We start from the raw sequence: 12,524 nt of genomic DNA, 5'->3' as shown, positions 1-12,524 counted from the left end.
AGGAGCTACCTTCCGGCCTTTATCTTGAAACCCGAACGATCAGGCAGCTTCGGTGGTGTGGGCCTTGCGGACCTCTTCATCCGTCAGGATGCCGCTGGCGCGCAGCAGGGCGGCGAAGCGGCCGTTGCTGTGGCTGAGCTCGTCGAAGCTGCCCTGTTCGACGACACGGCCGTCATCCAGGAAGAGCACCATATCGGCTTCGCGGACCGTCGACAGGCGGTGGGCGATGATGAAGGTAGTGCGATTCTCACGCAGATTGTCGATCGCGGCCTTGACGCGGGCCTCGGTCTCGACGTCGAGCGCCGAGGTCGCCTCGTCGAGCACCAGGATCGGTGCGTCCTTGAGGATGGCGCGGGCAATCGCGATGCGCTGGCGCTCGCCGCCGGAGAGCTTGTTGCCTCGTTCACCGACATGCGTATCGTAGCGATCCTCGCGGGTTTCGATGAAGTCGGCAGCGGCGGCGGCTTCGGCTGCACGGCGCATTTCCTCTTCACTGGCGCCTTCGCGGCCAAGGCGGATATTGTCGCTGATCGAACGGTTCAACAGGCCCGCATCCTGGAAGACGGTAGCGATGTGGCGACGCAGCGACTTGCGGGTCACCTTGGTGATATCGGTGCCGTCGACGAGGATCTTGCCGCCCTGGGCATCGTAGACACGCTGCAGCAGGTTAACGAGCGTCGTCTTGCCGGCGCCGGTCGGGCCGACGATCGCGACCGTCTGGCCTGCCTTCACCGAGAAAGAAACATTGTGCAGGCCCTGTGAGCTGTTGCCGAAGCCGAAGGAGACGTCGCGGAATTCGATCGCGCCCTTGACGTCCTTGATCTCGCCGTTGCCGGCTGGCTCTTCACGTTCACGCACCGAGTCTTCAAGCGTATAGAAGTCCTCGAGCTTGGAGCGGGCCTCGAAAATCTGCGTCGCGAACTGGCGCATCAAGTCGAGACGGCCGATCAACAGGTTGGCAAAGCCGATGAAGGCGATGACGTCGCCAACACGCAGCTGGCCGGCCTGGACGAGCATGGTGCCGATGATCAGGACCACCATCATCGCGATGGTCGACGCCATGCGGTTCAGTGCGCTGGCGATCGCCCACCAGTCGAGCACCGGATACTGAGCTTCGAGCAGACGGTCGGCGAAGGATTTCAGCGCTCGGGTTTCGGCTTCGATGCGGTTGTAGCTGTGCAGGACCGAAACGTTGCTGATCGAGTCGCTGACATGCGAGAAGACGGTGTGATAATGGTTCTCGACCGAAGCCTGGCCGTCCTTGGTGCGGCTCATGACGACGCGGCCGATCAGCCAGTAGGCAATGGCGAGCACCATAAGCACGGCGGAAAGGCGCAGGTCCATCGACATCGCTGTCGGCACCAGAAGGGCAAGCGCGATGACCGTCGACAGGTGGTTGCGCATGAATTCCAGCCAGAGGCCGAACAGCGTTTCGCAGGCGCGCAGCAATGTATGCAGCGCGTTGGAGGTACCGCGCTGATGGTGCCAGCCAAGCGGCATGGAAATGATGCGGCCGAAGGCTTCCGTCAACAGCGTCGCCCGCCGGCCATGGGCCAGCCGGTCGGCCTCGCGGGCCACCAGGACGAAGGCAATGGTGTTGAAGACGGCGAAAGTCGCCCACATGAAGAGGATGGGCTTGACCTCGCCCTTGCCCGAAATCGCATCGATAATGCGACCGAACAGGATCGGCTCCGCGATGGTAATCGTCGCAAGAACAATGTTTGCGACAACGACCAGGGATACGCGCAGCTTGTAGACGCCAAGATAGCGCAGAGCCCTTGCATAGACCTTAAATAGCGTCACGTCGAACCTCTTGTGCATCTGCGAAAACGGGATGATGCGATGCTACAAAAGGCTACCTGAACGGGCGATTAACGGAGTATTCGGGGTTCAGTCGATGTGATGACTGACACGATGGTACTGTCGCAGGACGCGACGGGATGGCCGTGGCGTCGAAATTGCCGTCCGGCTATATCTCGCAGCAATTTGCACTTGCATTTTATTCAATATTTAGCACAGCATTAAATTACAGACTGCATTTATTGAAGACCGTTTCGCGACCAGTTTGACCAGCCGCCGACGGCCTCAGGCGGGCATCAGGTCCGGGCAAGGGGCATTTTTGTGAATATTAATTTGTTAATTCAATTGCTTGTAATTCTGGAAGAATGCTCAAATCCTGAAGCTGTCGTCACCGAACTGGAGCAGATCCTCCACGGTTGCGGCTTCGAATATTACGGTCTGCTGCGCCATGCGCCGCGGAACCCGGTGCAGCAGAACCCAGAGCCCTGGGCTGCGGCGCTTGCCGGCCGCTGGCCGGAACAATGGCCGCAAATATACACTGCGAAAAAATATGCTCTGATTGATCCGATGGTGCGCTATCTCGCTCATGCGCAGCGGCCTTACCGCTGGCGGGAGGCAATGGCGGCCTTCCACAAGGATGCGCATCAGCGCCGCATGGAGCAGATGATGGTCGATGCCTTCGGGCATGGAATGGAGGATGGCTACATCTTTCCGATCCACGGACGTAACGGCATTCTCGCCAGCCTCAGTCTCGCCGGCAAGCCGATCGAGTTGTCGCCGGTGGAGATCGCACTGTTGGAGGCGGTGGCGCGCAAAGCCTTCTGGCGGCTGCTCGATCTGAAAGGCGAGGCGCCGGCGCTGGAAACCGTGTTGCCGGCCGATACGCCGCTGACGCGGCGCGAGATGGAAATCCTGCATTATCTCGCCGAAGGCATGACGTCGATGGAGATCAGCAAGGTGCTGAAGATCTCAAACCACACGGTCGACTGGTATATGAACGGCCTGCAGAACAAGCTGAAGGCGAAAAACAGGCAGCAGGCGGTGGCGATTGCCTTCCGTCATGGACTGATAAGTTAGAGCAATTCCGCCTCTCATCGAAGCGGAATTGCTCTGGTTTTTATTTTGATGCAACTCCGGACGGAAAACCGCTTCGCACTTTTTCTGGAGTTGCTCCAGAATGTCGAAAAATTGCATTTCGCAGTCGCAAGATAAATTGAACTTTCTGTGACAAGAAGTTAAGAATTTCCTTCGCGGGTGCAGCATGCCCGCGTCTGAACGTCCGAGGAGACCGTTTTGCCCATTTCCAAGATTCTCGTTGCCAATCGCTCTGAAATTGCCATTCGCGTGTTCCGTGCGGCCAACGAACTTGGAATAAAAACGGTGGCAATCTGGGCGGAAGAGGACAAGCTGGCGCTGCACCGCTTCAAGGCGGACGAGAGCTACCAGGTCGGCCGCGGCCCGCATCTTTCCAAGGACATGGGTCCGATCGAGAGCTATCTGTCGATCGAGGAGGTGATCCGCGTTGCGAAACTCTCCGGCGCCGATGCCATTCATCCCGGCTATGGCCTGCTGTCGGAAAGCCCCGAATTCGTCGATGCCTGCAACAAGGCCGGTATCATCTTCATCGGCCCAAGGGCTGATACGATGCGCCAGCTCGGCAACAAGGTCGCAGCGCGCAACCTGGCAATCTCGGTCGGCGTTCCTGTGGTGCCGGCCACCGGGCCTCTGCCGGAGGACATGGCGGAAGTGGCGAAGATGGCGGAAGGGATCGGTTATCCCGTCATGCTGAAGGCTTCCTGGGGCGGCGGCGGGCGCGGCATGCGCGCGATCCGCGATCCGAAGGATCTCGCCCGCGAGGTGACGGAGGCCAAACGCGAGGCGATGGCCGCCTTCGGCAAGGATGAGGTCTATCTGGAAAAGCTCGTCGAGCGTGCCCGCCATGTCGAAAGCCAGGTTCTCGGCGATACGCATGGCAATGTCGTGCATCTCTTCGAGCGTGACTGCTCGATCCAGCGCCGCAACCAGAAGGTTGTCGAGCGCGCCCCGGCGCCCTACCTCTCGGAAGCGCAGCGCCAGGAACTCGCCGCCTATTCGCTGAAGATCGCGGCCGCGACCAATTATATCGGCGCCGGTACCGTCGAATATCTGATGGATGCCGATACCGGAAAATTCTACTTCATCGAGGTCAATCCGCGCATCCAGGTCGAGCATACAGTGACCGAAGTCGTCACCGGCATCGACATCGTCAAGGCGCAGATCCACATCCTCGACGGCTTTGCGATCGGCACGCCGGAATCGGGCGTGCCGCGCCAGGAAGATATCCGCCTCAACGGCCATGCGCTACAATGCCGCATCACCACGGAAGATCCGGAGCATAACTTCATTCCGGATTACGGCCGTATCACTGCCTATCGGTCAGCGTCTGGTTTCGGCATCCGCCTCGATGGCGGCACTTCCTATTCGGGCGCCATCATCACCCGCTTTTACGATCCGCTTCTCGTCAAGGTCACGGCATGGGCGCCCAATCCTTCCGAAGCAATCGCCCGCATGGACCGGGCGCTGCGCGAATTCCGTATTCGCGGCGTGGCAACCAACCTGACCTTCCTCGAAGCGATCATCGGCCATCCAAAGTTCAGGGACAACAGCTACACGACACGCTTCATCGACACGACGCCGGAACTCTTCCAGCAGGTGAAGCGCCAGGACCGCGCCACGAAGCTCCTGACCTATCTCGCAGACGTCACCGTCAATGGTCACCCCGAAGCCAAGGACAGGCCGAGGCCGCTGGAAAATGCGGCCGAGCCGGTGGTCCCCTACGCCAACGGCAATACGGTCAAGGACGGCACGAAGCAGCTCCTCGACACGCTCGGCCCGAAGAAATTCGGCGAATGGATGCGCAACGAGAAGCGTGTGCTTTTGACCGACACGACGATGCGCGATGGCCACCAGTCGCTGCTCGCCACCCGCATGCGCACCTATGACATCGCCCGCATTGCCGGAACCTATGCGCACGCGCTGCCGAACCTGCTGTCGCTTGAATGCTGGGGCGGCGCGACCTTCGACGTCTCCATGCGTTTTCTGACCGAGGACCCGTGGGAGCGCCTGGCGCTGATCCGCGAGGGCGCGCCGAACCTCCTGCTGCAGATGCTGCTGCGCGGCGCCAACGGCGTCGGCTACACCAATTATCCCGACAATGTCGTCAAGTATTTCGTCCGCCAGGCGGCCAGGGGCGGCATCGATCTCTTCCGGGTGTTCGATTGCCTGAACTGGGTCGAGAACATGCGCGTCTCGATGGATGCCATTGCCGAGGAGAACAAGCTCTGCGAGGCGGCGATCTGCTATACCGGCGATATCCTGAACTCGGCCCGTCCGAAATACGATCTGAAATACTATACCAACCTTGCGGTCGAGCTCGAGAAGGCCGGCGCGCATATCATCGCACTCAAGGATATGGCAGGCCTCCTCAAGCCTGCGGCTGCGAAGGTCCTGTTCAAGGCGCTGCGCGAGGCGACCAGCCTGCCGATCCATTTCCACACGCATGATACGTCAGGTATTGCGGCCGCGACCGTTCTTGCCGCCGTCGATGCCGGCGTCGATGCCGTCGACGCCGCGATGGATGCGCTTTCCGGCAATACCTCGCAGCCCTGTCTCGGCTCGATCGTCGAGGCGTTGCGCGGTACGGAGCGCGATCCGGGTCTCGATCCGCAATGGATCCGCCGCGTTTCCTTCTATTGGGAAGCGGCGCGTAATCAGTATGCTGCCTTCGAAAGCGATCTGAAGGGTCCGGCATCCGAGGTCTATCTGCATGAAATGCCAGGCGGCCAGTTCACCAACCTCAAGGAACAGGCCCGTTCGCTCGGCCTCGAGACCCGCTGGCATCAGGTGGCGCAGGCCTATGCCGACGCCAACCAGATGTTCGGCGATATCGTCAAGGTGACGCCGTCTTCCAAGGTCGTCGGCGATATGGCGCTGATGATGGTGTCCCAGGACTTGACGGTTGCCGATGTCGTCAGCCCCGACAAGGAAGTCTCCTTGCCGGAATCGGTAGTCTCGATGCTGAAGGGCGATCTCGGCCAGCCGCCGTCAGGATGGCCCGAAGCGCTGCAGAAGAAGGCGCTGAAGGGCGACAAGCCCTATACCGTGCGTCCCGGCTCGCTGCTCAAGGAGGCCGATCTCGATGCGGAGCGTAAAATCATCGAGACGAAGCTCGAGCGCGAGATCAGCGACTTCGAATTCGCGTCCTACCTGATGTATCCGAAGGTCTTCACCGACTTCGCGCTCGCCTCCGATACCTACGGCCCGGTCTCGGTGCTGCCGACACCCGCCTATTTCTACGGTCTCAAGGACGGCGAGGAACTGTTTGCCGACATCGAGCGCGGCAAGACGCTCGTGATCGTCAACCAGGCGATGAGCGCGACCGACAGCCAGGGCATGGTGACCATCTTCTTCGAGCTCAACGGCCAGCCGCGCCGCATCAAGGTGCCGGACCGGGCCCATGGGGCGACAGGGGCCGCCGTCCGCCGCAAGGCCGAACTGGGCAATGCCGTTCACGTCGGTGCGCCGATGCCGGGTGTCATCAGCCGCGTCTTCGTCTCGCCCGGCCAGGCCGTCAATGCCGGCGACGTGCTCGTCTCGATCGAGGCGATGAAGATGGAAACGGCGCTGCATGCGGAAAAGGATGGCACGATTTCCGAAGTGCTGGTGCGGGCCGGCGATCAGATCGATGCCAAGGACCTGCTCGTCGTCTACGCAGGTTGAAGGGTTGCCATCCTCCGCAAAGGCGGGCATCAGCCGACTTCGCGAGCGGGCTGCATTCACTCGATTGTGTACGATCGGCCTGTCAAAAAGCTGATCTTTCGAAGGCTTCGCGCCTTGCCCGGCGCGGAGGCTTTCTCATAAACTTGCGCTCCCACTATCAGCCCCAAGACCCATCAGGAAAAGATATCCATGAGCAAGTTGAAGATTGCCGTCATCGTCGGCAGCACGCGTATTGGCCGTTTTGCCGAGCATCCGGCCAAGTGGATTGCCGCTATCGCCGCCGAGCGGCAGGATATCGAGGCCGAGGTTCTCGACCTGCTCGACTACCCCATGCATTTTTTCGGTGAGCAGCGTGCCACGACCGCTGAAAGCGAAACGGCAGAGCGCTGGAAAAAGAAGCTGCGTGAATTCGACGGCTTCATCTTCACCGCTGCCGAGTACAATCACGCTCCGACGGCCGTTCTGAAGAACGCTATCGATCTCGGCGAATTTATCCAGAAGCCGGTCGGCTTCGTCGGCTACGGTGGCGTCGGCGGCGCACGCGCGGTCGAGCACCTTCGTCTGATCTTCGTGGAAATGGGTGCGACGTCGGTGAAAACCGGCGTGCATATCGCGCTTGGTGAATATCTCGGCGTCCTCAAGGAAGGCAAGAACCTCAGCGATTACGCGCATCTCAACGAAGCGGCGAAGAACCAGCTCGACCAGCTCACCTGGTGGGGTAATGCGCTGAAGGCGGCGCGGGCCGTCGTCACCGCTTCCTGATTGGAATTCCAGCAATGCCGGGATGTTCGCATCCCGGCACTAGATCCGGATGATTTTGGGCCAGGTCGGCCTAAATTCTTCCGGACTAAATCAAAGAAATAGAGCATGATGTCGTCCGAAAACCGCTCACACTTTTCGGCATCATGCTCTAGCTAGCTCAGATATCGTAGGTATGGGCGGCGTTGATCGTCGAGATGAAGCGTTTGGTGCGCTCGCGCTCCGGCGCACTGAAGATCGCCCTGGCGCTGCCCGTTTCCACCACGCTGCCGGCTTCCAGGAAAACCACGTCATTGGCGATCTTGGAAGCGAGCCGGAGATCGTGGGTCGCCATCACCATCGTCGTGCCCTCGCTGGCAAGTTGCCCCAGCACGTCGACCACTTCGGCCGAAAGCTCGGGATCGAGGGCGGATGTCGGCTCGTCACAGAGAAGCACGCGCGGCGACGGCGCCAGTGCGCGGGCGATCGCGACGCGCTGCTGCTGGCCGCCCGACAGCGTCGAAGGCCAGGCATCGGCCTTGTGCGTCATGCCAACCTTGGTCAGCAATTCCATCGCACGCTCGCGGGCCTTTTCCCTCGGCCATCTCAACACCGTCACCAGGCCTTCCATGACATTCTCGATCGCCGTCTGATGCGGGAATAGCTGGAAGTTCTGGAAGACCATGCCGGTCTGGCGGCGGATCTTCTGGATCGCCGGCCAGCTCGTTCGTTTACCGGCCGCAAAGGCCAGCTTCTCCTCTCCGAGGCGGATCGAGCCGGCGGTCGGAATTTCGAGCAGGTTGATGCAGCGCAGCAGCGTGCTCTTGCCGCCGCCGGAAGGCCCGACCAGCGCGGTGACACTGCCTTCGGGGATGCGGATGCTGATATCCCTCAGAATGACCGCGTCGCCGAAGCGCTTTTCGATGTTGGAAAGCTCGATCATGCATTTGCCTCCAGCATGCCGCCATAACGCGCGAAGCGGCGTTCCAGCCGCACCTGCAGCTGCGAGAGGACGGAGCTTAGGACGAGATAGATCAGCGCCGCCTCAATATAGAGGATCAGTGGCTCGTAGGTGGTGGCGACGATGCGCTGCGCCGCCTGGAAAAGCTCGGGCACGGTGATGGCCGCGGCAAGCGAGGTATCTTTGACCAGGGAGATGAAGGTGTTCGACAAAGGCGGCACGGCGACGCGAGCGGCCTGCGGCAGGATGGTGCGGCTCATCGCCTGGCGCCAGCTCATGCCGATCGAATAGGCGGCCTCCCATTGGCCCTTCGGCACCGAGGAAATGACAGCACGGATGATCTCGGAGCTGTAGGCGCCGATATTCAGCGTGAAGCCGATGAGGGCGGCCGGGAAGGCATCGAGCAGGATGCCGAGGCTCGGCAGGCCGTAGAAGATGACGAAGAGCTGGACGAGCAGCGGCGTGCCGCGGATGGCCCAGACATAGAAGCGCGCGATGGCGGAGAGCGGCATCGGCCCGAAGAGCCGGGCGATTGCGGTGGCGAGCCCGAGGGCCAGGCCGAAGACGAAGGATAGCAGGGTCAGCGGAATGGTGAAGATTAGCCCCGCCCACAGGAGCGAGGGCAGCGATTCCGCCATCAGTTGGAGCCAGTGCGCCAAGGGGGTTCTCTCTCGTCGGTTGGGTTCGTGATACTCGAAATACCCCTCCCCACAAGGGGGAGGGACTTATCTAGTCCCGCCTCGCAAGAAATAGCGACCGAGCGGCAGGCCGAAACGATTATTTGGAGATGAGGCGGGCCGCCGGCTAAGCCCCTCCCTCTTGTGGGGAGGGGTTGGGGAGGGGACTTTTCTTCAGTTGAACTTACTTGGAAACGTCCTGGCCGAAATACTTGTCGGCGATCTTCTTATAGGTGCCGTCGGCCTTGATCTCGGCAAGCGCCTTGTTGATTTCGGCGAGAAGCTCGGGCTCGCTCTTGCGGATGATGACGCCGGAGTAGTCGGCGTTTTCCTGCTCGGCGACGATCTTCACCGGCGCATCCGGCTTGTGCTTCTTGAAATCGAGGAAGGAGAGGCTGTCGTTGATCGTGGCGTCGGCGCGTTTGGTCAGCACGAGCTGGATCGATTGATCAAAACCGTCGGTGCCGACGAGCTCGGCACCGGCTTCGGTTGCGAGCTTGCCGAAGTTGCTGGTCAGCGACTGGGCGGCCTTCTTGCCCTTCAGGTCGGCGAAGGACTTGATGCTGTCGTCGCCGTCGCGGGCGATCAGGACGGCCTTGGAGGCGATATAGGGCTCGGAGAAATCATATTTCTGCTTGCGGGTTTCGGCGATGCCGACCTGATTGATGACAGTGTCGTAGCGCTTGGCGTCGAGACCGGCGATCAGGCCATCCCACTTGCCTTCGACGAATTCGGCCTTGACGCCGAGCTTGGCGGCGATCGCTTCGGCGATCTCGACATCGAAGCCGACGAGCTTGCCGCTTTCGTCATGATAGGTGAAGGGCGCATAGGTGCCTTCGGTGCCGATCTTGAAGACGCCGGCCGATTTGATGGCGGCGAGGTTTTCACCGGCATGGGCAGGCATGAGGGCCGCAGCCTGAATGAGGGCGGCGGCGGCGACGGTTTTCAACCAGTTCATTGTTTCATCCATTCTTGGGAGGTGCTTCGGATGAGGATAGTTGGCAGAAAATTATGGCACCGGAAGCGTAGAAAACTGCGAATAAAAGCAGCAACTGCAAATATTTTTCTCAAACGGCCGCTCGAACCATGAATCCGGCAGAAACAGGCATCAGGCGGCGATGCGGCGGCGCAGCTTTTCGCTGACGATGATGATTAATCCGGCACCGACGACCACATTCTGTGTCGGGATGCCGGCCCAGATCAGGTAACCCAGGAGGAAGGCCCAGACGAGAGAGCTATATTCGAATGGTGCGGGCACGGAGACGGGCGCCCGACGTATGCCTTCGAAAAATCGGAATGACCAATCGGTTTTCCCGACTCTCCGACCGGTCAATAGGGCATATTCGCTCTGGTAGTACAGCTTTGTTTCCGAACGTCAGAAAACGTGTGACCGTGCATATTGCCTGCATGATCATAAACGTTTATGCACGCTTTCGATTTATAAGATCTAGATCCGGTAGGAACATGCAGGATTTTCTGTTGCGAGAACGCCAAGGCGTGATTTCCGAGAGGCTGCGACTGAACGGCCGCGTGCTCGCGACGGAGCTTGCGCTCGAATTCGGTGTCTCCGAGGACACTGTACGGCGGGACCTGCGCGAGATGGCGGCAGCAGGCCTCTGCGAGCGGGTCTATGGCGGCGCATTGCCGGTCTCACCGGCGCATGGAAGCCTGTCGCAGCGCATCGGCTTTGCGGCTGACCGGAAACAGGCGCTGGGGCGCGCTGCGGCAAAGCAGATTGCCGTCGGCTCGACAGTGTTCTTCGACGCGGGCAGCACCAATCTGGCGATTGCCAATGCGTTGGCGGCCGACCTAGCACTGACGGCTGCAACGAACGCGCCGGCGATTGCCGCGGCGCTGATCGACAAGCCGGCTGTCAACGTCATCGTAATCGGCGGAATGGTGGACCGGCAGACGGGCGGTTCGCTCGGCGCCAAGGCCTTGCGGGATATGGAGCAGATCTCGCCCGACCTCTGCATTCTCGGCGCCTGCGGCGTCGATCTCGAGGCCGGCATCACGGTGTTCGGCTTCGAGGATGCGGAGTTCAAGCGGTTTGCGACATCCAGGAGCAAAAGGGTGCTGGTGGCCGCAACCTCGGAGAAATTCGGCACTGCTGCCCCCCATAGCATCCTGCCGGTTGCGCATTGCGAATGCCTGGTCGTCGAGCACGATGCCGATCCGGCCGTTCTCGCCGGTTACCGCGAGCGCGGATGCAGGACTGTTCTCGCCGAGAAAGCGAACTGAGGCGCCATCACAGAGTTTTGGGAAACCGGGCCAAGCAAGCCCGGCAATGAGGAAAGACCGGAAATGGATAGTCACGTGAGTATGCCGGGAGCCCGGAGCGGCTTCATCACCAGAAGCAGGGCGGCGGTTTCCCTGCTCTTTCTCATGAACGGTTTTGTCGTCGGCTGCTGGGCGCCGAAGATCCCGGATTTTGCCGAGCGTCTGGCGCTGACCAAGTTCGAGCTTGGGTTGATGATCCTCGTTTTCGGCGTCGGCTCGCTGGTCATGATGCCGATCGCCGGTGCACAGATCGCCAAACACGGCTCGCGTATCGTCGTTCAGGTGCTGGCTGTCTGCATGCTGCCGTTGCTGCTGGCATTGACGCTCGCGCCAAATGTGCTGACCGGGGCGATTTCGCTCTTCCTGTTCGGCGGCCTTATCGGCGCAATGGATGTGGCGATGAATGCCAATGCGGTCTCGGTCGAGAAGTCCATGCGCCGCGCCATCATGTCGTCCTGCCACGCTTTCTGGAGCCTTGGTGGACTGATCGGCTCAGGTCTCGGCGGCATCGTGATCTCCAAGCTCGGCATTCTCGGCCATGCGCAACTGGCGACGGTGCTGGCGGCAATCTTCCTTGCCGTCGCCTGGCCGATGATCCTTGCGGATCCGCCGCATCCCGACACCAAGAAGGAAAAGACGAAGCTGCCGATGGTGCCGCTGCCGTGGCTGCTTGGATTGATGGCGCTGTTCTCGATGGTGCCGGAAGGCGCGGTTCTCGACTGGGGCGCGCTCTATCTCCGGCAGGAAATGGATGCATCCGTGGCACTATCCGGTCTTGGCTTCGCAGCCTTTTCGGCGACCATGGCAATCATGCGCTTTGGCGGCGACCTGGTGCGCGACCGTCTCGGCGGCGTCAAGACGTTGCGCATCTGTACGCTGTTTGCCATTGTCGGCATGCTGCTTGCAGGCTTGGCGCCCAATGCCGAGCTTGCCATCCTGGGCTTTGCCTGTTGCGGTATCGGCATTTCCAACATGGTGCCGATCGCCTTCTCGGCGGCGGGCAATATACCCGGTCTCAAGCCCGGCATCGGTATCTCGGTGGTCACGACCATAGGCTATTCCGGCATGCTGGTTGCACCATCGTTGATCGGCTTCGTCGCCGAGCATATCGGCTTTGCCGTCATTTTCATGGCGCTGCCGGTGCTGCTGCTCGTCGTTCTGCTGCTGTCTAACCTAGCCCATTATGCCGATGAGACCTCCGGGGGCGGTCACTGAGCCGCCTCCCAACAAAAGTGATATCAGGGGCGGTTGACAAGCAGCCGGCCTTGATCCACCTGAAAAGCACTGTTTTTAGGGGTGCAAGAACTCTC

The 12,524-nt window shown here is 60.6% G+C and carries 9 protein-coding genes and 1 pseudogene; 5 read left to right on the top strand and 5 right to left on the bottom strand.

The genetic code is table 11. The features are described 5' to 3' along the window. Positions 1-39 precede the first annotated feature (39 nt). Positions 40-1,803 (bottom strand): glucan ABC transporter ATP-binding protein/ permease, encoded by a 1,764-nt coding sequence (locus tag N2600_RS21870; RefSeq protein ID WP_026154346.1) that lies wholly within the window; start codon positions 1,801-1,803, stop codon positions 40-42. A 318-nt stretch (positions 1,804-2,121) separates the two neighbouring features. On the opposite strand from N2600_RS21870, the gene N2600_RS21865 reads away from it, so the two are divergent. The 3 genes from N2600_RS21865 (at position 2,122) to N2600_RS21855 (ending at position 7,320) form a co-directional block, all read left to right on the top strand. Further along, positions 2,122-2,877, top strand: coding sequence for a LuxR family transcriptional regulator (locus N2600_RS21865; protein ID WP_170258200.1), 756 nt, complete (start codon positions 2,122-2,124; stop codon positions 2,875-2,877). 216 nt (positions 2,878-3,093) lie between these two features. Then, positions 3,094-6,558 (top strand): pyruvate carboxylase, encoded by a 3,465-nt coding sequence (gene pyc, locus N2600_RS21860; RefSeq protein ID WP_260297374.1) that lies wholly within the window; start codon positions 3,094-3,096, stop codon positions 6,556-6,558. Between the two features lie 189 nt (positions 6,559-6,747). Beyond that, entirely contained in the window at positions 6,748-7,320 is a 573-nt protein-coding gene (locus N2600_RS21855; RefSeq protein WP_260297373.1) for an NADPH-dependent FMN reductase, read from the top strand. 157 nt (positions 7,321-7,477) lie between these two features. Here N2600_RS21855 and N2600_RS21850 read toward each other — a convergent pair whose 3' ends face one another. The 4 genes and pseudogenes from N2600_RS21850 to N2600_RS21835 form a co-directional block, all read right to left on the bottom strand. After that, positions 7,478-8,239: an amino acid ABC transporter ATP-binding protein gene (locus tag N2600_RS21850; RefSeq protein WP_260297372.1), complete on the bottom strand. Its 762-nt coding sequence runs from the start codon at positions 8,237-8,239 to the stop codon at positions 7,478-7,480. Next, the gene (locus N2600_RS21845; RefSeq protein ID WP_017966098.1) at positions 8,236-8,916 is read right to left on the bottom strand and encodes an amino acid ABC transporter permease; all 681 of its coding nucleotides are present in this window, start codon (positions 8,914-8,916) and stop codon (positions 8,236-8,238) included. The genes N2600_RS21850 and N2600_RS21845 overlap by 4 nt, the downstream gene beginning before the upstream one ends. A gap of 202 nt (positions 8,917-9,118) precedes the next feature. After that, positions 9,119-9,892, bottom strand: a complete 774-nt coding sequence (locus N2600_RS21840) for an amino acid ABC transporter substrate-binding protein (RefSeq protein WP_260297371.1) — start codon at positions 9,890-9,892, stop codon at positions 9,119-9,121. 150 nt (positions 9,893-10,042) lie between these two features. After that, positions 10,043-10,282 (bottom strand): annotated as a pseudogene (locus N2600_RS21835) (DMT family transporter); the annotation flags it as partial. Between the two features lie 116 nt (positions 10,283-10,398). Between N2600_RS21835 and N2600_RS21830 the strand changes: the two are divergent. Both N2600_RS21830 and N2600_RS21825 read left to right on the top strand, forming a co-directional pair. Next, positions 10,399-11,175 carry a DeoR/GlpR family DNA-binding transcription regulator gene (locus N2600_RS21830; RefSeq protein ID WP_260297370.1) on the top strand — a complete coding sequence of 259 codons (777 nt, stop codon included), beginning with the start codon at positions 10,399-10,401 and terminating at the stop codon, positions 11,173-11,175. 63 nt (positions 11,176-11,238) lie between these two features. Further along, positions 11,239-12,429: an MFS transporter gene (locus N2600_RS21825; RefSeq protein WP_260297369.1), complete on the top strand. Its 1,191-nt coding sequence runs from the start codon at positions 11,239-11,241 to the stop codon at positions 12,427-12,429. Positions 12,430-12,524: the final 95 nt, after the last annotated feature.

It is taken from the genome of Rhizobium sp. WSM1274, assembly GCF_025200775.1.
In the GTDB taxonomy this organism is placed as follows: Bacteria; Pseudomonadota; Alphaproteobacteria; order Rhizobiales; family Rhizobiaceae; genus Rhizobium; species Rhizobium leguminosarum_I.
Note: the sequence above shows the minus strand (reverse complement) of the source record. Positions and strands in the feature narration are given on the sequence as shown.

Excerpts from the sequence above, each read along its gene's own strand:
- N2600_RS21855 (WP_260297373.1), top strand. The coding sequence starts at position 6,748 with ATGAGCAAGTTGAAGATTGCCGTCATCGTCGGCAGCACGCGTATTGGC.
- N2600_RS21850 (WP_260297372.1), bottom strand. The coding sequence starts at position 8,239 with ATGATCGAGCTTTCCAACATCGAAAAGCGCTTCGGCGACGCGGTCATT.
- N2600_RS21840 (WP_260297371.1), bottom strand. The coding sequence starts at position 9,892 with ATGAACTGGTTGAAAACCGTCGCCGCCGCCGCCCTCATTCAGGCTGCG.
- N2600_RS21830 (WP_260297370.1), top strand. The coding sequence starts at position 10,399 with ATGCAGGATTTTCTGTTGCGAGAACGCCAAGGCGTGATTTCCGAGAGG.
- N2600_RS21825 (WP_260297369.1), top strand. The coding sequence starts at position 11,239 with ATGGATAGTCACGTGAGTATGCCGGGAGCCCGGAGCGGCTTCATCACC.